Consider the following 22,567-nt stretch of genomic DNA (forward strand, 5'->3'; position numbering starts at 1 on the left):
TCGAGGAGATAATGAATATGAGCTATACCCTGCCATCCCTGCCTTACGCTTACGACGCCCTGGAACCTCATTTCGACAAGCAAACGATGGAAATCCATCACAGCAAACACCACCAGGCGTATGTTAATAACGCGAATGCAGCGCTGGAATCTCTGCCAGAGTTCGCAAGCCTGCCAGTTGAAGAGCTGATCGCTAAACTGGATCAACTGCCAGCTGACAAAAAAACCGTTCTGCGTAACAACGCGGGCGGCCACGCTAACCACAGCTTCTTCTGGAAAGGCCTGAAAACTGGCACCACCCTGCAAGGTGACCTGAAGGCGGCAATCGAGCGTGATTTCGGTAGCGTTGACAACTTCAAAGCAGAATTTGAGAAAGCAGCAGCAACTCGCTTCGGCTCCGGCTGGGCGTGGCTGGTTCTGAAAGGTGACAAACTGGCTGTCGTTTCTACTGCAAACCAGGACAGCCCGTTGATGGGCGAAGCAGTTTCTGGCGTTTCCGGCTTCCCAATCGTGGGCCTGGACGTTTGGGAACACGCTTACTACCTGAAATTCCAAAACCGTCGCCCTGACTACATCAAAGCATTCTGGGATGTCGTGAACTGGGACGAAGCAGCAGCACGTTTTGCCGCTAAAAAATAAGTTGCATTGCAGCTGACGAGAGGCGAGCCTGATGGCTCGCTTTTTTTATGTCTGTTGCAGGGAGGTTCAGATGCACTATCCGCTAAACATTTATCTTGGCAAAGTCCGCGAATACGAAGGCAGCAAACCCAGCGCTATCGCCAAATATGAGGTGGACGGTGAACTTAAACTCACCGAACTGGGGCTGGAAGGCAATCAGCAGGCTGAAAAAGTTGTTCACGGTGGGCCAGATCGCGCGTTGTGCCACTATCCACGTGAGCATTACATCTATTGGGCACGTGAATTCCCTGAGCAGGCAGAACTATTTACAGCTCCGGCCTATGGTGAAAATTTATCGACCGAAGGCCTGACCGAGAAAGATGTTTATATCGGCGATATTTTCCGTTGGGGCGACGCACTGATTCAGGTCACGCAGCCGCGTTCGCCGTGCTACAAGCTGAATTACCATTTTGGCATTCATGATATGTCGTCCTTGATGCAGGAAACGGGTTATTGCGGTTGGCTGTATCGGGTGGTTTTGGCGGGAAATGTATCGACGGAATCACCGCTGGAGCTGGTTTCTCGTCTGAGTGATGTGACGGTGGCAGAAGCGATTGCTACGGCATGGCATATGCCGTTTGATGATGAGCAGTATCACCGATTGCTGTCGGCGGCGGGGTTGTCCGTTAGCTGGACGCGCACCATGCAGAAACGGCGCATTTCCGGGAAGATCGAGGATAATTCGCGGCGTTTATTTGGTAAGTAAGTTGGGTAAGTAAACCCCAGATACGAAAAAACCCGCCGAGGCGGGTTTTTAAATTCTTAGCTTTGCTAACGCTAACCTTACAGGCTAGTTACGTTACCAGCAGCTGGGCCTTTAGCACCACTTTCGATGGTGAAAGACACTTTCTGGCCTTCGTCCAGAGACTTGTAGCCATCGTTCTGGATAGCAGAGAAGTGTACGAACACGTCTTTTGAGCCATCGTCAGGAGTGATGAAGCCGAAGCCTTTGTCAGAGTTGAACCATTTTACGAGACCAGTCATTTTGTTAGACATAGATATTACCTTTTAAATTAAATTTGCCTTCCGGCGCAATTGGAATGTTTTACAGATTTTTAAAGCGATAAAGGAAGGTAGATCACGTCGAAGGGTATCTATGATAACTCTTTGAGGACTGCGCTACTAAACTGCTTAAAGGTTCTGTGCTTCAAACCGATGGATGTATTAACTCATATAAGCAGGGTGAATAACAAGGTTTATTTTAGCCGTCCACAGGGCTGGAGCTCAAGCCACCTCTGGGATCCCCCGCAATTAAGCGGGGGAAATCGCCATTACTGCATGGAGTTTTTTGCCGTTGAATATGCCTGCATAAACGCCTGATGCTGTGACGCCAGCGGCGCAATCAGCGAATTGTACTGGCTGGCTTGCTGTGACGTTGGGAACTGAATGCCACCCGCGGTGAAACCAACTTGAGTCCCCTGCTGCTGGATGAAATCACCCACTTGCACCAGTTGCGCAGTAAAGGTTTGTGCCGCTGGGATCAACGGAGCCATGGCTTCTGCCGGAGCAATAACCACTTTCTCATAAACCTTGTCGTACACCACTTTCAGATCGTCTGGTTGTTTCAACGTGGAACGTGCGCTGTCAGCCTGCATTTTTGCATTCTGGACTTGCTGGCCTAACACATTCAGAGAACCGTTCGCCTGACGCAGTGGACCGCTCTGGGTCATGTAATCCTGCGGTACACGAATGCTGTTTACGCTGTCGGCTACCGGACGCATGCCATCGTCCATCGCCTGGTTCACCTGCTGGGAGAAACCATACAGAATCGCGTAATCAGAAACCAACGGGCCAAACTGCTTTTTCTGGTCGGTTGTCAGCGTCGGCAAACGTTCACCGCTGCGCATCGCCGTATTTTGCAGGAAATCGATAAATGCCTTGCGCTGATCGCCTTCTTTATCGAAGCAACCGCTCAAGCTCACTACCATTAAAATTGCCGCAAGCGGCGCAAACCAGCGTGACCAGGACTTACCTGTCGCCATCTTTTCTACTCCTTTCACCATTCAGTGCCAAAGCACAAATGCGTACCCAATAATGCTGCTAAGGATAGTCCAACCTGACTTTGCAAGATACCCTTTCGCATTAATCTCTTAAGGCGAATTGATGTTGCATGATTGTTATCTTTCTCACAAATTCGGCGTCGCTTTGTCGCCGAGAAATCACTACCAAGCTATTAATATTAAAAGATTAATTCCAATATTTCCGTCAACACTCACGTAATCAGTACGATAATCGCACACTAACACTGGAGGGATGATTGCCCAATAGCCTGCTGAGTGGTTTGATTTAACGAACGATTAACGAATTATTGTTCGATAATCGAACATCTCTGTATCCTACAGGACATGCCTTATGACAAAGACAACAACGACTGATATTCAGGCATTTATAAACAACAATCGCTTTTCCAGATACCAATGGATGATCCTCGTTCTCTGTTTTATTACCGTAGCACTGGACGGCTTCGATACCGCAATCATCGGTTTTATCGCCTCTGATCTGGTGCAGGAATGGGGTGTGCAGAAATCCGATCTTGGCCCGGTAATGAGTGCGGCTCTGGTTGGGCTGGCGGTGGGCGCGTTAACCGCCGGGCCAATGGCTGACCGCATCGGGCGCAAAAAAGTGTTAGTGCTCTCGATTCTGGTTTTCGGCGGATTTAGCTTGCTGACCGCCTTTGCCACCAGCCTGACGTCCCTCGCCCTGCTGCGTTTTTTAACCGGTCTGGGTCTTGGTGCCGCCATGCCCAATGCCGCAACATTGATGTCTGAATACGCACCCGAGCGTAAACGTGCGCTGTTGGTGAACCTGATGTTCGTCGGCTTCCCGATTGGGTCATCAATGGGCGGTTTTGTCTCCGCGTGGATGATTCCCCACTACGGTTGGCAGAGCGTTTTAGTGCTCGGCGGTGTGATGCCGCTGATTCTGTCCGTGGTGCTAATGATTTGGCTTCCTGAATCAGCCCGCTATCTGGTGGTAAAAAACAAGCCGCAAAAAGATATCGCCACGATTATGCGGCGTATCGCCCCGTTACCGTCGGGTGAAAATCTGCGCTTCGTGCTGAACGAAGTGGGTGGTCATATCAAAGATAAAACCGCGCTTGGCGTGATTTTCTCACCGCGTTATCTGGTGGGAACATTAATGCTGTGCATCACCTACTTCATGGGCTTGCTGATTTTCTATCTCCTGACCAGTTGGCTGCCGCTGTTGATTCGTGAAACCGGAGCAACACTGAGCCAGGCGTCAATTATCACCGCGCTGTTCCCGCTGGGCGGTGGCATTGGCGTGCTCATTATTGGTGCGCTGATGGACAAGCTAAACCCGAACAAAGTGGTCGCGATGGGTTATTTGCTGACAGGCGTGTTCGTCTGCCTGGTCGGTTTCTCGACCTCAAGCCTGGTGTTAATGGGTGTGATGGTGTTTATCGCAGGCACCATTATGAATGGCGCACAATCGTCGATGCCTGCGCTGGCAGCGGGCTTTTATCCAACGCAAGGGCGTGCAACCGGCGTGGCGTGGATGTTAGGGCTTGGGCGTTTCGGCGGTATTCTGGGGGCATTTAGTGGTGCATTCCTGATGCAGGCCGAGCTGTCATTCAAAACTATTTTCATGTTACTGGCGATTCCGGCAGTGCTTTCTGCCACTGCGCTGATGGTGAAATCCTGGGCGGGCCTGCGAGCGCAGGGAGCAAATCGCGTAGAAAATCACGAGCTGGAAAAAGCTACGCAAAAAGCATGATGGCAAATTTTTTTACTTAAACAGGTACACGGCGGGCTAGCCCCGCCGTTTTGCATAATTTGCATATCTATTTACAAATTTATACTGACTCCCCAACTCCACCGAGTTTTCAATTCGTTATGCCGCTTAGTTTTTTTGCTGAAACGCATAAGCCGCTGCCAGTAAAAAAATAGTTAGCCTGAAAATCATCGGCCCGCTTTTTTTCGAACTACTCTTAATGAGCTTCTTACGTGTTCACTGTCCATTGTGTGATTTATGAGGAGTACTCGATGGAATATAAAGATCCAATGATTGAGCTGCTGAGCAACCTTGAGCAGATTGTGTTTAAAGACAGGCCACAAATGATGGCTCTTAGTGATAAGCCCAATGCATTTTCTGAATTTGAACAACTAAGAAAAAGTACCGGACTTAAGATTGATGATTTTGCCCGCGCAATGGGTGTTAGCGTGACGATGGTACAGGAGTGGGAATCAAAACGACTCAGACCCTCCAATACCGAACTGAAGTTGATGCGCTTGATACAAGCGAATCCAACCATCAGTAAGCAGTTGATGGAATAATTTGATCATTTGTACCCTGATTGCCTTAACCAAAACCCCGCCTGATGCGGGGTTTGTTGTTTTTGCATGAGCGCCGCGACAATTTCCCAAATTTAGACCCAGGTCACTACAGAAATCGCAAATATTAACCATAAATTAAAGAGGGTTATCACAAGCAATCAACAGGAGGTTGTATGTCTAAGAAAATCCTCGTTCCTATCGATATCTCTGAAATGGAACTGACCAAACAGGTCATTCCGCATGTTGAAAACTATGCAAAGCTCGACGATGCCACAATCCACTTCCTGGCCGTTATCCCCGACTATACCTATTTTGCCTCTTACGGCCTGGGTTATGCTTCGATTGCGCCGGATGCCAGAGAAAGGGAGGCGGCTGCCCTGGAAACACTGAGCGATATCATCGCTAAGTTTAAGATTCCGGACGACCGTATCGAAAAGCATGTTCTGAGCGGTACACCAAAAGATCATATCCTCGGGCTTGCCGAAGATATTGATGCCGATGTGATTATTCTCGCCTCTCACCGACCTAGCATGTCGACTTATTTACTTGGTTCAAACGCTGCAGCCGTGGTTCGCCACGCGAGGTGTTCTGTGCTGGTTGTTCGCTGAGTTTTAGCCATAAAAAAACCCGCCGAGGCGGGTTTTTTATTCAACGCTATACCGTCACTGAAGCAACGAAATATCTGCAACCTGCAAGAACAGCTCGCGCAGTTTAGCCAGCAGCGTCAGACGGTTGATACGCAGCTCTTTATCTTCTGCGTTCACCATCACTTTGTCGAAGAACTTATCGACTGGCTCACGCAACGCGGCCAGTTCGACTAACGCTTCCTGATAGCGGCCTTCAGCGAAGAACGGCTCCAGTTTATCGCGCAGGATAACCAACTGACGGGCGAGATCCATTTCTTCCGCTTCTTTCAGAACAGAAGCGCGTACGTGGTCTTGCAGCGTTTCGTCTGACTTCGCCAGAATGTTAGATACACGCTTGTTCGCAGCCGCCAAAGCTGACGCCGCTTCCAGGGTACGGAAGTGCGAAACCGCTTTCATGCGCGCATCGAAATCAGCAGGTTTGGTTGGACGACGCGCCAGTACGGCCTGGATAGTATCCACGCTGTGGCCTTCTTCCTGATACCAGGCGCGGAAACGGCCCAGCATAAAGTCGATGACTTCGTCGACAACCTTCTGGTTAGTCAGCTTCTCGCCGTAAAGGCGCACGGCCTCTTCGGTCAGAGTTTGCAGATCCAGCGGCAGATTTTTCTCAACGATGATGCGCAGAACACCCAAGGCGGCACGACGCAGAGCAAACGGGTCTTTGTCGCCTTTTGGATGCTGACCGATACCGAAGATGCCCGCGAGGGTATCCATTTTATCGGCAATCGCAACTGAGCAAGCCACCAGGTTAGACGGCAGTTCGTCGCCCGCGAAACGCGGCTGATACTGCTCGTTGAGCGCAACAGCAACGTCTTCGGCTTCGCCGTCGTGACGCGCATAGTGCATGCCCATCACGCCCTGGGTGTCGGTAAACTCGAACACCATGTTGGTCATCAGGTCGCATTTAGACAGCAAACCGGCGCGAGTGGCGTGGTTAACATCAGCGCCAATCTGGCCAGCAATCCAGCCTGAAAGGGCTTCGATGCGGTTAGTTTTGTCACGCAGCGTACCGAGCTGTTGCTGGAACAGGACGGTTTCCAGACGCGGCAAGTTGTCTTCGAGGCGCTTTTTACGGTCGCTGTTGAAGAAGAACTCTGCATCTGCCAGACGCGGACGCACAACTTTCTCGTTACCAGAGATAATCTGAATCGGGTCTTTCGACTCGATGTTGGCAACAAAGATAAAGTTCGGCAGCAATTTGCCGTCGTTGGCGTACACCGGGAAGTACTTCTGGTCACCTTTCATGGTGTGAACCAGCGCTTCCGCAGGAACGGCGAGGAATTTCTCTTCGAATTTCGCGGTCAGAACAACTGGCCATTCCACCAGAGAAGTCACTTCTTCAAGCAGGCTTTCGCTCAGATCAGCATTACCGCCAATCTTGCGAGCCGCTTCTTCAGCGCCTTCTTTGATCACCGCTTTACGCTGTTCGTAGTCGGCAATAACTTTGCCGCGCGTGAACAGAATTTCAGGGTACTGGTCGGCGTTATCAATTGTGAATTCCGGCTCGCCCATAAAGCGGTGGCCGCGAATAACACGGTCAGATGCGATACCCAGAATAGTGGCTGGAATCACTTCATCGCCCAGAAGCAGAGTCACGGTGTGAACCGGACGCACGAATTGGGTGTTGTTATCGCCCCAGCGCATCAGTTTTGGAATCGGCAGTTTGGTCAGCGCGGTGGCAATCATCGCAGGCAGCAGGGCTTGCGCACTTTCGCCTTTAACATGGGCGCGGTACATCAACCACTCGCCTTTGTCCGTTGCCAGACGCTCTGCCTGTTCAACCGTAATGCCACAACCACGCGCCCAGCCTTCAGCGGCTTTGCTTGGCTTGCCTTCTGCGTCAAATGCCGCAGAAATTGCCGGACCACGTTTTTCAACTTCACGGTCAGGCTGAGACTCAGCCAGGTTGGAAATTTTCAGCGCCAGACGGCGTGGTGCCGCAAACCATTTTACTTCGCCGTGAGCGAGATTCGCCGCATCCAGTTCCGCTGTAACGTTCGCAGCGAAGGATTCAGCCAGGCTGCGCAGGGCTTTTGGTGGCAGCTCTTCAGTGCCAATCTCCACCAGAAAAGTTTTTTCAGACATGGCAGCCTCTTATTTATTCTTATTGCACATCGGGAAGCCAAGCGCTTCACGAGAAGCGTAATAGGCTTCGGCCACGGCTTTGGTCAGAGTACGAATACGCAGAATGTAGCGCTGGCGCTCGGTAACCGAGATGGCCTTGCGGGCATCAAGCAGGTTAAAGCTGTGCGCGGCTTTCAGAATGCGTTCGTAAGCAGGTAGTGGCAGCGGGTTTTCCAGCGCCAGCAGGTGCTGCGCTTCTTTCTCATACTGCTCGAAGCAGGAGAACAGGAATTCCACATCGGCGTGTTCGAAGTTGTAAGTTGATTGCTCAACTTCGTTCTGGTGGAACACGTCGCCATAAGTGGTTTTACCCAGCGGGCCATCGCTCCAGACCAGATCATAAACGCTGTCTACGCCCTGGATGTACATCGCCAGACGCTCTAAACCGTAAGTGATTTCACCGGTTACAGGCTTACATTCCAGGCCGCCAACTTGCTGGAAGTAAGTGAACTGCGTCACTTCCATGCCGTTAAGCCACACTTCCCAGCCCAGACCCCAGGCACCCAGCGTTGGGTTTTCCCAGTTGTCTTCTACGAAGCGAATGTCATGAATCGTTGGGTCCATACCCAGCTCTTTAAGCGACCCAAGGTACAGCTCCTGAATGTTGTCAGGAGAAGGCTTGATCACCACCTGGAACTGATAGTAGTGCTGTAAGCGGTTCGGGTTTTCACCGTAACGGCCATCGGTAGGACGGCGAGATGGCTGCACATAAGCAGTCGCCATCGGCTCTGGCCCTAAAGCCCGCAGGCAGGTCATTGGGTGAGAGGTGCCGGCGCCGACTTCCATGTCCAAAGGTTGAACAATGGTGCAGCCCTGGCGAGCCCAGTAGTCCTGTAAAGTCAGGATCAGGCCTTGAAAGGTCTTGGTATCAAACTTTTGCATGTTGATTTCGCACGCGTTCGAGAGGGTTAAAAAGAGAAGCGGTCAGTATACCTTTTGATGGCAAGATATACAGCCCGAATGCACGTGCGTTTGCCTTGCGTTGCGGCTTTATGTCGTCGAAAGGTGCAAGAATTGACCACTTTCGTCGAAGGAGCAGGTGAATCCTTCCCGGCGCGTGGTGCTGCCAAGAATCTCATAGCTCCCCTGATACTGTTTAAAATCCACCACGCTGATGCGATCGGCGCGCGTGTTGTAACGATGCGCCGCTTCTCCTTTGCAGGTTTCGATCATCGCTTCGCCCTGGATGGCCGGATGCTGAGCGACTTGCGCGTATTGTGGGTGTTGTTCCGAATGACTACAGGCACTGAGTAACACGGCGGCAAAAATCAGCAGCCAACGGCAATTTTTTATTTTTGGCATCATCATTAGTTATGTGTACGTTAAAATCGTTATTGTTATTCAATAATTAACAGGTATTCCGCATTCTGCAAATCCACTTTATATCTGGCAAGAGCACGAAGACAAAACTCAGATAAATCACCGTCAACAACACCAGAGGAACCCATGCAGCAGCAAAAAATTAACTGGATTGACAACCTGCGTGGGATTGCATGCCTGATGGTCGTCATGATTCATACCACGACCTGGTACATCACCAACGCAAATATCGTCAGTCCGTTTAGTTGGGATTTATCGAACGTACTGAATTCGGCATCCCGCGTCAGCGTCCCGCTGTTCTTCATGATTTCAGGTTATCTGTTTTTTGGAGAGCGCAGTGCGCAGCAGCGTCACTTTTTGCGCATCGTCACATGCTTGTTGTTTTACAGCGTGATTGCGCTTATCTACATCAAACTCTTCACGCCAATTAATGCCGGACTTTCCCTGCGCTATATCCTGCAAAAACCGGTGTTTTATCACCTGTGGTTCTTCTTTGCGATCATGGTCATCTACCTTCTTTCGCCTCTGATTCAGGTGAAGAAAGTCAACGCGACGGTGATTCTTGGGCTGATGGTGTTACTCGGCGTTGTCGCCAACCCCAACACCGTGCCGCAAACGCTCGACGGCTTTAAATGGCTGCCGATTAATTTATACATTCGCGGCGACACGTTTTATTACGTGCTGTATGGCCTGCTGGGGCGTGCGATAGGCATGTTTGAGACGGACAAACGCTGGATTAGCGGGCTGGCTGCCGGAATTTTTGTGCTGTGTATTTTTTCGATTTCGACGGGCACGCGCCACCAGTTAGAAGTGAACGGTAATTTTGCCGATACCTTTTATGTTTATTGCGGGCCGCTGGTGTTTATCGCCGCGATCGGTTTGCTGGTGCTGGTAAAAAATTGCCTGAACAGCCGCCCGTTGCCGGGACTGACATTAATCTCGCAACACTCGCTGGGAATTTACGGCTTCCATGCGCTGATAATTCACTTCCTGCGCACACACGGCTACCAAATCACAAGCTCTCCGGTGCTCGATATTCTGTGGATTTTCGGCGTCACGCTCGCCGGAAGTTTGTTACTTTCCATGGTATTGCAACGCATCGACACCCGAAAAATGGTGAGCTAAATAAAAGACGGGAGTAAAGTAAGCGCACACAAATTGTGGATATCAATGGATGAAGCAATGAATTATCAAGTGACGTCGCTTTACTTCTATTCCGTCAAATCTTTGCTGTGGGAAACTCTATGTTGTGGGCTGAATTTTTTCGGCTGCCAGGCACCGTTTCTTTACCTGATGGTTATCGGTATTGTTTTCCCGGTTTTAATTTCCATCCGGCTTAACACATTGACCGAACAGGGAGCAGTGCGCAGTAACCGTGAGACGCATGACTGGCTGGTTTTCGTGAGAGGCATCCCGGTTCAGGAAAAACGTCGGCACTTAAGCAACCCATTTTTCTACAGTACACAACGGGCAACGCAGTTCTTCCTGAAAGGCTTTTTACTTCGCGCGGCGCTACAGGCATCTATCATCGGCTGGACGATATTTCGCTGGCCGCCTGCCCAGGAATGGTGGGTCTACGCCGCAGTCGTGGTGGCCTTGCTGGTGATGCTTTACAGCCTTTGGCATACGCTGTGCAATCTGTATGCTCTGTATAAAGATAACTGGGAAGTCGAGAGCTTCACATCGCCGACCGAGAGTCAGTGGTTCCGCGCTTTCTTTAGCTGGGGCAAGAACAGGCAAGGTGCGCTGGAAAACTTGCTCACTCAGTTTTAATGAGGCTTACGCATCCGGGCGCGATGCAACTGGCGGGGTGACGAAAACCCCGCCGCAATCGCCGCCTGCTCCATACGCTGCCCTTGTAACAAGCGCTGTTCGGCCACCGCCAGGCGCAATTGTTCTAAATAGTCCCGCACTGAAATTCCCAAATGCTGCTGAAAAAGCCGCGCCAAATGGCGTGAGCTGACATGAACTTTGTCGGCAATTTCCTGCACATCCCACGCCGATTCGGGTGCTGCCGAAAGCAAATCCTGAGCACGATGCACTGCCGGATGAATATGGTTACGGTAGCGCAGCCACGGCGATAGTTGCGGGTCGTCGCCCGAACGGCGGAACCACACCACCATCTCACGTGCCACATCCAGCGCGGCTTTCGGCCCGCAATAGCGGTTAATCAGATGCAGCGAGAGATCGATGCCGGACGTAATTCCAGCGCTGGTCCAGATGCCCCGATCTTCGATAAAAATGCGGTTCTCTTTCACCTGCGCGGTGGGTGCCGCAGCGCGTAATCGCGCCAGCACATCGTGATGGGTGGTGCACTGCACGCCATTCATCAGCCCGGCTTTCGCCGCCAGCAACGAACCGGAACAGACGCACATTAAATTGAGTTGCTGGCTGTGAATCTGCGGTTGCAGGCGCATCAGCCAACGGCGCACCGCTTCAGCCTGCGGCGTGTCAAAGTAGCGGTTTGAATCACAAACCCCAGGCAATACCAGCAAACTGCCTGGCGGGAAACTTTCTGGCAGCGGTTCGATGCCAGAAAAGTTCAGTCCGATGGAGGTGGAAACGTGTGGGTCCGGGCCAATGAAATGCAGGTGAAAGGCATCCCCCGCCAGCGCCAGCGTTTCCGCAGGGCCGGTTAAGTCGAGTGACAAAACACCAGGCAAAACAACGAACCAGACCCCAATACTCACGATAATGACTCCAGGCACTCGGCAACGGTTTGAATTTGCGCAAATCGCCCTGCCAGCACGGTTTCAGTGCGGTGGCGCAGGGTTTGCGTATCCAGCGTAACCCCTTTCCAGCTCATCGGGAAGGTGAGCATCGCCTCACTGACAAATGAAACGCGATAACCCAAATCCGACGCCACTCGCGTGGTGGTTTCGCAGCATTGTTCGGTGCGAATCCCGCAGATAATCAGGTGGTTAATATCACGGCTACGTAACCAAAGATCGAGGCCAGTATCAGTAAATGCGTTATGCACGTGTTTCTGGAATGTCACATCAGCCTGATGCTGCAAGAAAGGCATCGGTTTAACGTAGCCTGATTCAAGTGAAAACGGGCTTTGATCGTCAACATGGAAGATATCCACCACAGGAATTTTCAAATCCTGGCAGCCAGAAATGAGTTGCGAAATGGCCTGCTGGAAAGCCGGAAAGTCATCTTCTTGCCAGTAATCGCGATGGAAAAAAGATTGCTGCGTGTCGATATTGATCAGAGCGGAACGGGACATTTTCGGACTCCTTCACTTTGGGTGTAAAGCCATTGTGGCAGGGGTTAGCGTGGTTGCTAATACCAAAAACGGACAGAGTGAGGCTGATAAAGGACCAGTTGAGATCTTTGGATGGGTGCCGGATGACGCTTACGCTTATCCGACCTACGAAACACCAGGCCTTTGTAGGGTGGATAAGCGCCAGCGCCATCCACCAGCGGGTGTAAATTATGTTACTCTCCAGAAAGTTACCCTTCGGAGAAAACCATGAACAGCAAGGCTGCGCGCCCCACGATAAGCGACGTCGCGAAAGCGGCAAAGACCGGAAAAACCAGTGTTTCCCGCTATCTTAACGGCGAGCAAAATGTGCTGTCAGACGATCTTCGTTTGCGCATTGAAACGGCGATTGCCGAACTCGATTACCGCCCAAGCCAAATGGCTCGCGGCCTAAAACGTGGGCGAACCCGCTTAATTGGCCTGATCATCGCCGATATCACCAATCCCTACTCCGTCGATGTGTTGAGCGGTATCGAAGCCGCCTGCCGTGAAAAGGGCTTTACGCCGCTGGTCTGTAACACCAATAACGAAGTGGATCAGGAGCTGCATTATCTCGATTTGCTGCGCAGTTATCAGGTGGAAGGAATTGTGGTGAACGCCGTGGGCATGCGCGAAGAAGGGTTAAATCGCCTGCAACAATCGGCCTTGCCGATGGTGCTGATTGACCGCAAAATTCCCGATTTTGCCTGTGATGTCGTAGGCTTAGATAACACCCAGGCGGCAACTACGGCGACTGAACACCTGGTCGAACAAGGGTTTGAAGCCATTCTTTTCCTCAGCGAACCGCTCGGCACAGTGAACACTCGCCGCGAGCGTCTGAATGCGTTCCGCGCCACTCTCAAACGCTACCCTGGCATTGTTGCCGAAAACGCCGAAGTGCCTTTGCACGAAGCGGATTTGATGGACAATACCCTGCGCCAGTTCCATTCCGCGCACCGTGGCATGCGCAAAGCGGTGATTTCAGCGAATGGTGCGCTTACCCTTCAGGTGGCCCGTTCACTGCGCCGCATCGGCCTGCACTGGGGCAGCGATATTGGCCTGCTTGGCTTCGATGAACTCGAATGGGCGGAGCTTGCAGGAGTCGGCATCACCACTCTTAAACAGCCAACCTGGCAGATTGGTTACGCCGCGCTTCAGCAGGTCGTGAAGCGCATTGAAGGCGGCAGCGATACCGTTTATGAACAGGTCTTTTCCGGCGAATTAATCGTTCGCGGTTCAACCGTCCGTTAATCAATGTTCGTGATAGCGATCATAAATTGAACATGCCTGGCTTTTCTTTGGAACCGGTTCCATCTAGCGTAATAGTTATATTAGGTAGATGAACCTGGCCGGAGAAACGAATGCCGAGAAAAATTATTGTCGTCACCGCCGCTTACGGGCATGACCGCATCGCCGCAATGGGCGGCCAACAAGCGCTGTTGCCGATTATCGCCAGTGCCGGAGCTGACGGTGTTGAAATCCGTCGCGAATTATTAAATCACATTCAGCTTGATGCCTTGCCTGCGCTTGCCCAGCAAATTGCTGAACACCGGCTCGATGCCTGTTATTCCGCGCCGGAACCGCTGTTTGTTGAAGATGGCAAACTCAATCCGTTGATCCCTTCTTTGCTGCTCGAAGCCCACCAGCTCAACGCGAGCTGGTTGAAACTGTCTCTTGGTCACTTCCGTGGCAGCCAACAGTTCTCACTTTTACAACAGTGGCTTGAGAAAACAGACGTGCCTCTGGTCGTCGAAAACGATCAAACAAATTGCGGAAAACTCGCGCCAATGCAGCGCTTCCAGGCCGCCTGTAATGTGCTAAACCTTCCAGTGACGCTGACATTTGATATGGCCAACTGGCTGTGGGTGGATGAATCCCCAGAAGCCGCAGCCCGCGTGCTGGCGCCGTCGGTCAGCTATATCCACGTCAAAGCCGCCGTGGCACACCATTACCACTACCGGGCGATCGCGCTCGATGACGCGGAACCGCGCTGGCTTGAATTACTGAACAACCTGCCAGCCGATGCGCCGCGCGGAATTGAATTCCCGCTCGAAGGCCGAGACCTGACGGCTGTTACGCGCCATTACGTCAACTTATTACGCGAGGAGTAAGCGATGTCGACCCAACTTGATGTCATCACCATAGGTGAAGCGATGGCGATGTTTGTCGCCAGCCAAAGCGGTGATTTAGCCGCCGCAGAACAGTTCGTTAAGCGCGTGGCGGGAGCGGAGTTAAACGTTGCCACGGGGCTTGCGCGTCTTGGCCTGAAAGTGGGCTGGGTCAGCCGGGTGGGCAACGACTCTTTTGGTCGCTATGTGCTGCAACAACTGGCGAAAGAGAATATCGACAGCCGTGGCGTGACGACAGACGAGCGCTTTGCTACAGGCTTTCAACTTAAATCTAAAGCAGAAAATGGAACCGATCCCATTGTGGAATACTTTCGTAAAGGATCGGCGGCCAGTCATCTTTCTACCGCTGATTTTGATGAAGAGTATTTTGGCTCGGCACGCCATCTACATTTAAGCGGCGTGGCGGCAGCGCTGTCGGATAGTTCATTAGAACTGCTCAATCACGCTGCTCGCGTGATGAAGCAGCAAGGGAAAACCATTTCGTTCGACCCTAATCTGCGCCCGGTTCTCTGGAAGAGTGAAGCCGAAATGGTGAAACGATTGAATCAACTCGCCTTCCTGGCAGACTGGGTGCTGCCTGGATTAAGCGAAGGCGCGATTCTGACCGGCCACAAAACACCAGAAGCAATTGCCGATTTCTATCTCGACCACGGCGTTAAGACCGTGGTGCTGAAAACGGGCGCTGACGGCGCATGGTACAAAACGGCCTCAGGTGATAAAGGGGCAGTAAGTGCGGTAAAAGTCGAGAACGTCGTCGATACCGTCGGCGCAGGCGACGGTTTTGCGGTGGGCGTGATAAGCGCCCTGCTTGAAGGGAAAACCTTAGAACATGCCGTCAGCCGCGGGAATAAAATCGGCTCACTGGCAATTCAAGTCATCGGCGATAGCGAAGGGTTACCGACCCGTAGCTCGCTTGGCGAATAAACAAAGACTGCATCAGCTGTGCCCTACACCCGGCATGATGCGACTCTCCTCAACATAGAGGCAAGCCCATGAAAACCCATTCCCTTGCATCAAAGACAATCGCGCCAAAACGTTGGTGGTACATCATGCCAATCGTGTTTATCACGTACAGCCTGGCGTACCTCGACCGTGCCAACTTTAGTTTTGCTTCCGCCGCAGGTATCAACGACGATCTCGGTATCACCAAAGGGATTTCCTCCCTGCTTGGAGCGCTGTTTTTCCTCGGTTATTTCTTCTTCCAGATCCCCGGCGCGATGTACGCCGAACGCCGCAGCGTACGCAAACTGATCTTCGTTTGCCTGATTTTGTGGGGCGGTTGCGCGTCACTCACCGGCATGGTTAGCAATATCCCCGCGCTGGCGGCGATTCGCTTTATCCTCGGCGTGGTAGAAGCGGCCGTGATGCCCGCAATGCTGATTTACATCAGTAACTGGTTCACTAAGTCTGAACGCTCACGGGCTAACACCTTCTTAATACTCGGTAATCCGGTCACGGTGCTGTGGATGTCGGTGGTTTCGGGCTATCTGATTCAGGCCTTTGGCTGGCGTGAAATGTTTATCTTCGAAGGTATCCCGGCCGTTATCTGGGCATTCGCCTGGTGGATGCTGGTAAAAGATAAACCTGCGCAAGTTGGCTGGTTGTCTGATGCAGAAAAATCCGCGTTGCAGGCTCAACTGGAAAAAGAACAGCAAGGGATTAAAGCGGTGCGCAACTACAGCGAAGCGTTCCGTTCGCGTAATGTCGTGCTGCTGTGTATGCAATATTTCTGCTGGAGTATTGGTGTATACGGCTTTGTATTGTGGCTGCCGTCAATCATCCGAGGTGCAGGGACGGCAGGCATGGGCATGGTGGAAGTTGGCTGGTTGTCATCGGTTCCTTATCTGGCGGCAACTATCGCGATGATTGTGGTCTCCTGGGCTTCGGACAAAATGCAGAACCGTAAGCTGTTTGTCTGGCCGCTACTGCTGATTGGCGCGCTGGCATTTCTCGGCTCCTGGCTGGTTGGTGCCGATCATTTCTGGGTTTCCTACACTTTGCTTGTGATTGCCGGTGCCGCCATGTATGCGCCGTATGGCCCATTCTTCGCCATTATTCCTGAAATGCTGCCACGCAATGTTGCAGGTGGCGCGATGGCATTAATCAACAGTATGGGTGCGCTCGGTTCGTTTGTCGGCTCCTGGTTTGTTGGCTACCTCAACGGGGCAACCGGCAGCCCGTCTGCATCCTACATTTTTATGGGGGTAGCATTGCTCGCGTCAGTGTGGCTAACTCTGATAGTGAAACCTGCGACAAACCAACAAGTTCCAGCGGCAGCACACCACGCCTGATCGCTCAATCCGGGCGGTCGTTGCACCGCCCGGTTGTATTTAACTGTTAACGGAGAACGTCATGAAGCCGTCCGTCATCCTCTATAAAACGTTACCTGACGACCTGCTTGCCCGTCTTGAAAGTCACTTCAGCGTCACTCAAGTCAGTTCCCTCAGCCCTGAAAATCTCCAGCAACACGCCGATGCTTTTGCCAATGCTGAAGGGATTTTGGGTTCCAGTGAAACGGTGGGTAAAGAGTTTTTGTCTCATACACCTAAGCTGCGCGCCGCCTCTACCGTTTCCGTTGGCTACGACAATTTTGATGTGGACGCGCTGACCTCACGCGGTATCGCACTGATGCATACGCCAACCGTGCTGACTGAAACCGTCGCGGATACCATGATGACACTGGTGTTGGCGACCGCTCGCCGTGCGGTAGAAGTGGCAGAACGTGTCAAAGCTGGCGAGTGGACAGGCAGCATCGGCGCGGACTGGTTTGGAATCGACGTGCACCATAAAACGCTGGGTATTTTAGGCATGGGCCGTATTGGCCTTGCGCTGGCGCAACGTGCGCACTTTGGCTTTAACATGCCGATTCTGTATAACGCGCGTCGCCATCATCAGGAAGCTGAAGACCGCTTTAACGCCCGTTATTGTGACCTCGACACCCTGCTGGCCGAATCCGATTTCGTCTGTATTTCCCTGCCGTTGACCGATGAAACGTATCATCTGATTGGCGCTGAACAGCTGGCGAAAATGAAATCTTCAGCGATTTTGATTAACGCCGGACGTGGCCCGGTGGTTGACGAAAAAGCGTTAATTCAGGCACTGGTTGACGGCAAAATTCACGCCGCTGGGCTGGATGTCTTTGAGCAGGAGCCGCTACCGGTGGACTCACCTTTGCTTAGCTTGCCGAACGTCGTGGCGCTTCCGCACATCGGTTCTGCGACGCACGAAACTCGCTACAACATGGCTGCATGTGCGGTAGATAATTTGATTGCGGCGCTGACAGGAGATGTGAAAGAGAACTGTGTGAACCCGCAGGTATTGAAGTAATTGATTGTTGGCGGATGACGCTTGCGCTTATCCGCCCTACGAACGATAACCAGTAGGTCGGGCAAGCGCAGCGCCCCCGACATATTGACTAAAGCCAGATTAGAAATCAGTCTTAGAAAAACCAGTCATTTCTTCGAGACCCATCTCACGGCCTAGCGCCGTCATTGGATGGACGATAACCAGGCCACGTACCGCTTTTTTCAGAGCGCCCATGTTGGCTTGTTCTTTCTTGGTGATTGGACGTTTGTACGGCAGTGCCATCAGTTTTTGTGCTTCTTTGCTCAGCTTCTGGTTGCGCACCGCTTGCAGGCGCACGATCTCAATTTCCAGCTTCGCTTTCTCTTTTTCCATCTCAGCGTACTTTTCAGCGTCGTTGATCAGATGCAGTTCTGGCATCTCGTGACGGATAAGATCGAGGCGATCGCTCAGGCGTTTGATTTCTGCTTTTTCGATTTCTTTCATTTTTGATTAACCGTGAATAACTTTCATTGCTGGCAAGGATACACCATTCGGCGTAAGAGGGCGAAAAGGGAGTTCGGTCAGAATTACTTCTGGAAGGCTTTTTTTAAGCTGATCCGCGAGATCAGCTCGGTCAAAGAGAGCACCATCGTCGAACGAACGATTTGCTGGTAACGCTGTTTTTGCATAGCAAACAGCTCAGGATCGCTGCCATCCACAAACTTTGGCGTTGGCGGCAGGGCTGAAACACAATGCAATTCACCGAACGGGCCGAGCATCTCATCATCGGTAAAATTATATTCGTTACCGTCGTGATTCAACTCTTCTCGCAGTGCCATTATCAACTCACAATCTTCGTACTCGACGCGATTGAGCACGCCAAGACCGTAGATAAGTTTGAGACGCACGGAAAGATCCCCTAACGGGCCATCGCCATCCAATAACGGTTCAACCGCGTATTTCACTGCATAATCGTCTTTACGGAAGACCTGCAACACCAGAATATTCACCGCTTCGGTAAGAAGTTCGACAGCGGCAATCAGCAGGCTACGTACGGTTTTCCCGGCATTAAGACGCTCAAGCACACGGTTTTCAAAGGCTTGGGTTTCTTCCATCTTTGCCTACATTACTAAAAGTATTATTGGGTGCAGCCACTACTTGCTGCACCCGCTTTCCATCACTATTTGTTGCTGTATGCCTTCACCGCTTCTGCCACCACATCGCTGTTAGCATCAAGGCCGGAGATTTCGGCAAGTGTTGCTTGCGGGCCTTTTTCTGCCAGCAACTTCTCCAGCTCCTGCGCCTGTGGATCTTGCTCGCTACGGTAATGCATCGCCGCGGCAATACCTTCAACCAGGAATTGGTGCGGCAAACCGTATTCGATAGTGCCCAACAGCGGCTTAATCAGACGGTCGCCCGCACTTAATTTACGCAGCGGCTGGCGGCCTACGCGCTCCACATCATCTTTCAGATACGGGTTCTCGAAACGACCAAGGATTTTCTGGATGTAGGCTGCATGCTTGTCTGCATCAAAGCCATAACGCTTGATCAGCACCGCGCCGCTTTCATCCATCGCACCCTTCACGACCGCCCGGATTCTCTCATCGAGAATGGCATCGCGAATGGTCTGATGACCGGCCAGTTGACCAAGGTATGCGGTTATAGCATGCCCGGTATTCAGCGTGAAGAGTTTGCGCTCAACAAACGCCATCAGGTTATCAGTCAGTTCCATGCCAGGAATGTTAGGCAGCTCACCTTTGAACTGGGTTTTATCCACAATCCACTCGCTGAAGGTTTCAACAGTCACTTCAAGCGGGTCATTGGTGGCAGATTCTGACGGTGGAACGATACGGTCCACAGCAGAATCAACGAAACCTACATGCTGCTCAACCCAGGCCTGATCATCTTCAGAAAGTGCCTTCATCACGTGAGCTTTCAGCTGGCTGGTGCCGCGCACCATGTTTTCGCAGGCAATAATATTCAGGGGTTTTTCATTGCCGTTAGCACGACGCAGAACCAGACCTTTTGCCACGGCTGGCGCGATGCGCTCCAGCACAACCGGGCCGACGGCGGTGGTCACCAGGTCAACGTCGGCAATCAACGTAACAACATCGTCACCAATGCTGCTGACGGCATTCACATTAGAAACAGTATCGATTTGCTCTTGCTCACCCACCACATGAACCTGATAGCTGTGGCGCTCGTTGAGCGCGTCCAGCACGGTTTGGTTAACGTCAGCGAAGGTCAGTTGAATACCCGCGTCTGCCAGCAGTTTCCCGATAAAGCCACGGCCGATATTACCTGCGCCAAAATGTAATGCTTTCATGTCGTTCACCTTCTTAAATTTGAATTACCCGAGAGGGTTCGGGTGAGGTTATTTTGATTTAAACAACCCTCACCCTAACCCTCTCCCTGAGGGAGAGGGGACTAGATCGGTGTTCACCCTCTCCTGGGGGAGAGGGCCGGGGTGAGGGCGACCGTAGCCACCCGCACCACCACTGCTACTTCTTACCGGCCAGCAAATCGAGAACTTCCTGAACGCTGGTAGTATTCGCCAGGCGATCAATCACCGACTCATCATCCAGCGCGTTGGTCAGGCTGGTGATAACCTGGATGTGTTCGTTATTGCGAGCGGCAATACCGATAACCAGGCGGGCAATATCTTCACTTTCTTCACCGAAGTGAACACCGTGTGGATACTGGCAGAATACGACGCCGGTTTTCAGTACGCGGTCTTTCGCTTCAACCGTACCGTGTGGAACCGCGATACCTTCGCCCAGATAAGTTGGGGTCAGTTTTTCACGCTCAAACATCGCATCCACATATTCAGGCTGAACGTAACCGCCATTCACCAGTTGCTCACCGGCAAAGCGAATGGCTTCTTCTTTGGTGGCAGCCGTCAGGCCGAGGAACACGTTGCCAGCGCCCAGACGGAACAGCATCTCTTCGTCAGCAACGAAGCTGTCTTCCAGGCTGCTCATGACCTTAACTTCTTTCTCGCTCAGGTTATGAGAGGCCACCAGACGCTCGGTCAGGTTGGCGTACAGGCTGCTGTCGAGGAAGTTGGTCAGGGAAATATGCTGTGCCTGTGGCACCTGGCGCATAGCGCGCTCAGTCAGGTCACGGTGCGTGATAACCAGGTCAACATCGTCTGGCAAGCTGTTGATTGCACAGTTGGTTACAGAGATATTTTTCAGGCCCGCATCGTTCACTTTCTTGCGCAGCACACCCGCCCCCATCGCACTTGAACCCATGCCTGCATCACATGCCACGATGATTTTGCGCACGTGGCTCAGGTCGTTAGACAAACCTGCACCTACCGCCAGTGGCGCTGTAGCCCCTTTGGATTCTGCTTTCATCTCAGCCATACGGCGAGCTGCTGCTTCGATATCATCTTCTTCTTTCACTTTGCTGGTTTTCAGCAAGATTGCTGATACCACGAAGGAGACTGCGGTTGCTGCAACGATTGCTGCAATGTTCGCGAAGTACGCACCTTTTGGTGTCATCGCCAGAACTGCCAGGATGGAACCCGGGGATGCCGGGGAAACCAGGCCGCCGTTCAGCAGAGTCAGAGTGAACACGCCAGTCATACCGCCGAGGATAACGGCCAGGATCAGACGTGGGTTCATCAGCACATATGGGAAGTAAATTTCGTGGATACCGCCCAGGAAGTGGATGATTGCCGCGCCGCCCGCAGACTGCTTAGCATTACCACGACCGAAGAACATGTACGCCATCAGCACGCCCATACCTGGACCTGGGTTAGCTTCAATCAGGAAGAAGATTGATTTGCCCAGTTCGTGGGACTGCTGAATACCCAGCGGCGAGAAGATACCGTGGTTGATTGCGTTGTTCAGGAACAGGATTTTCGCTGGTTCTACGAAGATAGAAGCCAGTGGCAGCATGTCATGGACAACCATGAAGTTAACGCCTGCCGCCAGAACCTTGGACAGGACTTCAACCGCAGGGCCGATACCCATGAACGCCAGAATCGCCAGAATCATACCGATGATGCCAGCGGAGAAGTTGTTCACCAGCATTTCAAAGCCGGATTTAATCTTGCCGTCTACCCAAGCGTCGAAATGTTTAATCGCCCAGCCGCCCAGAGGACCCGCAATCATCGCGCCGAGGAACATCGGCATATCCGCACCGACGATAACACCCATGGTTGTGATTGCGCCGACCACACCACCACGGTCGCCACCGATTAAGCGACCACCGGTATAACCGATGAGCAACGGCAGCAGGTAAGTAATCATCGGGCCGACCAGTTTCGCCAGCGTCTCGCTTGGCAACCATCCGGTTGGAATAAATAAAGCGGTGATAATACCCCAGGCGATGAATGCGCCGATGTTTGGCATTACCATGTTGCTCAGGAAACGACCAAAGCTTTGCACTCTGATCTTGATATCGGATGACATACGCACACCCCTTGTTGTGTTTACGTGCTGGGAAAGCAGCCCGAGGTTTATTGTTAATGTGGTGGCAAGCAGTGCTGCCAGATGCTCTAAGTGAGGCAAATCTGGCACTGAATCGTTAAGGTGTCCAGCGCATGGAAATTAGTGTGATGGAGATCACTCATTACAGGGTGTGACGAGTCATGATCTGGCGATCCAGATCACATAATTAGTGTGTAAAAAAAACACAGTAGCTAATTTTTGCGCATCATTGACACCTTTATGTGATAAGAGTCACATTTACTTGCTGAGACTTTGTTATTTAAATGTGATGTGATTCACAAAATATTTTACGTGGATTTTCGCGAGTGTGATCCAGGGCAGCTCCACCTGCCAGAAGCCTTTCGTTTTGTCAGAAAATTACAGCGCAGCGGCAAACAACATCGCGC

At 51.9% G+C, this 22,567-nt stretch carries 23 protein-coding genes; 12 read left to right on the plus strand and 11 right to left on the minus strand.

The features are described from left to right. Positions 1–17: 17 nt before the first annotated feature. Complete coding sequence (gene sodA, locus AC0IWZ_RS19925) at positions 18–638, plus strand: superoxide dismutase [Mn] (protein ID WP_034460735.1); 621 nt, start codon at positions 18–20, stop codon at positions 636–638. Positions 639–708: 70 nt separating this feature from the next. Continuing rightward, on the plus strand, positions 709–1,383 hold the full coding sequence (gene yiiM, locus AC0IWZ_RS19930) for a 6-hydroxyaminopurine reductase (protein ID WP_471678636.1): 675 nt from the start codon (positions 709–711) through the stop codon (positions 1,381–1,383). 77 nt (positions 1,384–1,460) lie between these two features. Here the strand turns inward: yiiM and cspE are convergent, their stop codons facing one another. Both cspE and AC0IWZ_RS19940 read right to left on the minus strand, forming a co-directional pair. Further along, entirely contained in the window at positions 1,461–1,673 is a 213-nt protein-coding gene (gene cspE / locus AC0IWZ_RS19935) for a transcription antiterminator/RNA stability regulator CspE (protein WP_034499351.1), read from the minus strand. Between the two features lie 275 nt (positions 1,674–1,948). Further along, complete coding sequence (locus tag AC0IWZ_RS19940; protein WP_034499352.1) at positions 1,949–2,659, minus strand: DUF3053 domain-containing protein; 711 nt, start codon at positions 2,657–2,659, stop codon at positions 1,949–1,951. Positions 2,660–3,029: 370 nt separating this feature from the next. Here AC0IWZ_RS19940 and AC0IWZ_RS19945 point away from each other — a divergent pair, with 370 nt between their 5' ends. From AC0IWZ_RS19945 to uspF, 3 genes are all read left to right on the plus strand, one after another. Further along, positions 3,030–4,412, plus strand: coding sequence for an aromatic acid/H+ symport family MFS transporter (locus tag AC0IWZ_RS19945; RefSeq protein ID WP_471678635.1), 1,383 nt, complete (start codon positions 3,030–3,032; stop codon positions 4,410–4,412). 269 nt (positions 4,413–4,681) lie between these two features. After that, the gene (locus AC0IWZ_RS19950) at positions 4,682–4,972 is read left to right on the plus strand and encodes an HTH-type transcriptional regulator (protein WP_034499356.1); all 291 of its coding nucleotides are present in this window, start codon (positions 4,682–4,684) and stop codon (positions 4,970–4,972) included. Positions 4,973–5,145: 173 nt separating this feature from the next. Further along, positions 5,146–5,580, plus strand: coding sequence for a universal stress protein UspF (gene uspF, locus AC0IWZ_RS19955; protein ID WP_034499358.1), 435 nt, complete (start codon positions 5,146–5,148; stop codon positions 5,578–5,580). Between the two features lie 54 nt (positions 5,581–5,634). Here uspF and glyS read toward each other — a convergent pair whose 3' ends face one another. From glyS to AC0IWZ_RS19970, 3 genes are all read right to left on the minus strand, one after another. Next, positions 5,635–7,704 (minus strand): glycine--tRNA ligase subunit beta, encoded by a 2,070-nt coding sequence (glyS, locus tag AC0IWZ_RS19960; RefSeq protein ID WP_034499361.1) that lies wholly within the window; start codon positions 7,702–7,704, stop codon positions 5,635–5,637. Between the two features lie 9 nt (positions 7,705–7,713). Next, a complete protein-coding gene (glyQ, locus tag AC0IWZ_RS19965; RefSeq protein ID WP_034499364.1) occupies positions 7,714–8,625 on the minus strand; it encodes a glycine--tRNA ligase subunit alpha in 912 nt (303 codons plus the stop codon). A gap of 108 nt (positions 8,626–8,733) precedes the next feature. After that, positions 8,734–9,045: a YsaB family lipoprotein gene (locus tag AC0IWZ_RS19970; RefSeq protein ID WP_471680519.1), complete on the minus strand. Its 312-nt coding sequence runs from the start codon at positions 9,043–9,045 to the stop codon at positions 8,734–8,736. 144 nt (positions 9,046–9,189) lie between these two features. Between AC0IWZ_RS19970 and AC0IWZ_RS19975 the strand changes: the two genes are divergently transcribed. Together AC0IWZ_RS19975 and AC0IWZ_RS19980 are read left to right on the plus strand one after the other, a co-directional pair. Further along, positions 9,190–10,188 (plus strand): acyltransferase, encoded by a 999-nt coding sequence (locus tag AC0IWZ_RS19975; protein ID WP_034499366.1) that lies wholly within the window; start codon positions 9,190–9,192, stop codon positions 10,186–10,188. 57 nt (positions 10,189–10,245) lie between these two features. After that, a complete protein-coding gene (locus AC0IWZ_RS19980; protein ID WP_471678633.1) occupies positions 10,246–10,836 on the plus strand; it encodes a hypothetical protein in 591 nt (196 codons plus the stop codon). On the opposite strand, the gene AC0IWZ_RS19985 is transcribed toward AC0IWZ_RS19980, so the two are convergent. Together AC0IWZ_RS19985 and AC0IWZ_RS19990 are read right to left on the minus strand one after the other, a co-directional pair. Then, on the minus strand, positions 10,833–11,753 hold the full coding sequence (locus AC0IWZ_RS19985) for a GlxA family transcriptional regulator (RefSeq protein ID WP_471678632.1): 921 nt from the start codon (positions 11,751–11,753) through the stop codon (positions 10,833–10,835). The genes AC0IWZ_RS19980 and AC0IWZ_RS19985 overlap by 4 nt on opposite strands. Beyond that, on the minus strand, positions 11,750–12,292 hold the full coding sequence (locus tag AC0IWZ_RS19990; RefSeq protein ID WP_172892973.1) for an isochorismatase family protein: 543 nt from the start codon (positions 12,290–12,292) through the stop codon (positions 11,750–11,752). Before AC0IWZ_RS19990 ends, AC0IWZ_RS19985 begins: the two co-directional genes overlap by 4 nt. Positions 12,293–12,538: 246 nt before the next feature. Between AC0IWZ_RS19990 and AC0IWZ_RS19995 the strand changes: the two genes are divergently transcribed. The 5 genes from AC0IWZ_RS19995 (at position 12,539) to ghrB (ending at position 17,763) form a co-directional block, all read left to right on the plus strand. Then, positions 12,539–13,558, plus strand: a complete 1,020-nt coding sequence (locus tag AC0IWZ_RS19995) for a LacI family DNA-binding transcriptional regulator (RefSeq protein WP_410373261.1) — start codon at positions 12,539–12,541, stop codon at positions 13,556–13,558. 110 nt (positions 13,559–13,668) lie between these two features. Beyond that, positions 13,669–14,418, plus strand: coding sequence for a sugar phosphate isomerase/epimerase family protein (locus AC0IWZ_RS20000; RefSeq protein ID WP_471678631.1), 750 nt, complete (start codon positions 13,669–13,671; stop codon positions 14,416–14,418). Positions 14,419–14,421: 3 nt separating this feature from the next. After that, a complete protein-coding gene (locus AC0IWZ_RS20005; RefSeq protein ID WP_410373259.1) occupies positions 14,422–15,360 on the plus strand; it encodes a sugar kinase in 939 nt (312 codons plus the stop codon). Between the two features lie 68 nt (positions 15,361–15,428). Beyond that, positions 15,429–16,727, plus strand: a complete 1,299-nt coding sequence (locus tag AC0IWZ_RS20010) for an MFS transporter (RefSeq protein ID WP_034499379.1) — start codon at positions 15,429–15,431, stop codon at positions 16,725–16,727. A gap of 61 nt (positions 16,728–16,788) precedes the next feature. Continuing rightward, positions 16,789–17,763 carry a glyoxylate/hydroxypyruvate reductase GhrB gene (gene ghrB / locus AC0IWZ_RS20015; protein WP_471678630.1) on the plus strand — a complete coding sequence of 325 codons (975 nt, stop codon included), beginning with the start codon at positions 16,789–16,791 and terminating at the stop codon, positions 17,761–17,763. 99 nt (positions 17,764–17,862) lie between these two features. Here ghrB and AC0IWZ_RS20020 read toward each other — a convergent pair whose 3' ends face one another. The 4 genes from AC0IWZ_RS20020 to AC0IWZ_RS20035 all read right to left on the minus strand — a co-directional run bounded on the left by AC0IWZ_RS20020 (position 17,863) and on the right by AC0IWZ_RS20035 (position 22,142). Beyond that, positions 17,863–18,225 (minus strand): YibL family ribosome-associated protein, encoded by a 363-nt coding sequence (locus AC0IWZ_RS20020; protein ID WP_034499383.1) that lies wholly within the window; start codon positions 18,223–18,225, stop codon positions 17,863–17,865. Between the two features lie 83 nt (positions 18,226–18,308). Next, positions 18,309–18,836: an MltR family transcriptional regulator gene (locus tag AC0IWZ_RS20025; RefSeq protein ID WP_034499385.1), complete on the minus strand. Its 528-nt coding sequence runs from the start codon at positions 18,834–18,836 to the stop codon at positions 18,309–18,311. A 65-nt stretch (positions 18,837–18,901) separates the two neighbouring features. Continuing rightward, positions 18,902–20,047, minus strand: a complete 1,146-nt coding sequence (gene mtlD, locus AC0IWZ_RS20030) for a mannitol-1-phosphate 5-dehydrogenase (RefSeq protein WP_471678629.1) — start codon at positions 20,045–20,047, stop codon at positions 18,902–18,904. A gap of 175 nt (positions 20,048–20,222) precedes the next feature. Next, positions 20,223–22,142: a PTS mannitol transporter subunit IICBA gene (locus tag AC0IWZ_RS20035; protein WP_034499395.1), complete on the minus strand. Its 1,920-nt coding sequence runs from the start codon at positions 22,140–22,142 to the stop codon at positions 20,223–20,225. Positions 22,143–22,567: the final 425 nt, after the last annotated feature.

This window comes from Buttiauxella sp. AC142 (genome assembly GCF_979253435.1).

Coding starts and splice junctions, on each gene's coding strand:
- cspE (WP_034499351.1), bottom strand. CDS start 1,673: ATGTCTAACAAAATGACTGGTCTCGTAAAATGGTTCAACTCTGACAAA.
- yiiM (WP_471678636.1), top strand. CDS start 709: ATGCACTATCCGCTAAACATTTATCTTGGCAAAGTCCGCGAATACGAA.
- ghrB (WP_471678630.1), top strand. CDS start 16,789: ATGAAGCCGTCCGTCATCCTCTATAAAACGTTACCTGACGACCTGCTT.
- uspF (WP_034499358.1), top strand. CDS start 5,146: ATGTCTAAGAAAATCCTCGTTCCTATCGATATCTCTGAAATGGAACTG.
- AC0IWZ_RS20005 (WP_410373259.1), top strand. CDS start 14,422: ATGTCGACCCAACTTGATGTCATCACCATAGGTGAAGCGATGGCGATG.
- AC0IWZ_RS20035 (WP_034499395.1), bottom strand. CDS start 22,142: ATGTCATCCGATATCAAGATCAGAGTGCAAAGCTTTGGTCGTTTCCTG.
- AC0IWZ_RS19940 (WP_034499352.1), bottom strand. CDS start 2,659: ATGGCGACAGGTAAGTCCTGGTCACGCTGGTTTGCGCCGCTTGCGGCA.
- AC0IWZ_RS20025 (WP_034499385.1), bottom strand. CDS start 18,836: ATGGAAGAAACCCAAGCCTTTGAAAACCGTGTGCTTGAGCGTCTTAAT.
- AC0IWZ_RS20000 (WP_471678631.1), top strand. CDS start 13,669: ATGCCGAGAAAAATTATTGTCGTCACCGCCGCTTACGGGCATGACCGC.
- AC0IWZ_RS19970 (WP_471680519.1), bottom strand. CDS start 9,045: ATGCCAAAAATAAAAAATTGCCGTTGGCTGCTGATTTTTGCCGCCGTG.
- AC0IWZ_RS20010 (WP_034499379.1), top strand. CDS start 15,429: ATGAAAACCCATTCCCTTGCATCAAAGACAATCGCGCCAAAACGTTGG.
- glyS (WP_034499361.1), bottom strand. CDS start 7,704: ATGTCTGAAAAAACTTTTCTGGTGGAGATTGGCACTGAAGAGCTGCCA.
- mtlD (WP_471678629.1), bottom strand. CDS start 20,047: ATGAAAGCATTACATTTTGGCGCAGGTAATATCGGCCGTGGCTTTATC.
- AC0IWZ_RS19950 (WP_034499356.1), top strand. CDS start 4,682: ATGGAATATAAAGATCCAATGATTGAGCTGCTGAGCAACCTTGAGCAG.
- sodA (WP_034460735.1), top strand. CDS start 18: ATGAGCTATACCCTGCCATCCCTGCCTTACGCTTACGACGCCCTGGAA.
- glyQ (WP_034499364.1), bottom strand. CDS start 8,625: ATGCAAAAGTTTGATACCAAGACCTTTCAAGGCCTGATCCTGACTTTA.
- AC0IWZ_RS19980 (WP_471678633.1), top strand. CDS start 10,246: ATGAATTATCAAGTGACGTCGCTTTACTTCTATTCCGTCAAATCTTTG.
- AC0IWZ_RS19995 (WP_410373261.1), top strand. CDS start 12,539: ATGAACAGCAAGGCTGCGCGCCCCACGATAAGCGACGTCGCGAAAGCG.
- AC0IWZ_RS19975 (WP_034499366.1), top strand. CDS start 9,190: ATGCAGCAGCAAAAAATTAACTGGATTGACAACCTGCGTGGGATTGCA.
- AC0IWZ_RS19990 (WP_172892973.1), bottom strand. CDS start 12,292: ATGTCCCGTTCCGCTCTGATCAATATCGACACGCAGCAATCTTTTTTC.
- AC0IWZ_RS20020 (WP_034499383.1), bottom strand. CDS start 18,225: ATGAAAGAAATCGAAAAAGCAGAAATCAAACGCCTGAGCGATCGCCTC.
- AC0IWZ_RS19945 (WP_471678635.1), top strand. CDS start 3,030: ATGACAAAGACAACAACGACTGATATTCAGGCATTTATAAACAACAAT.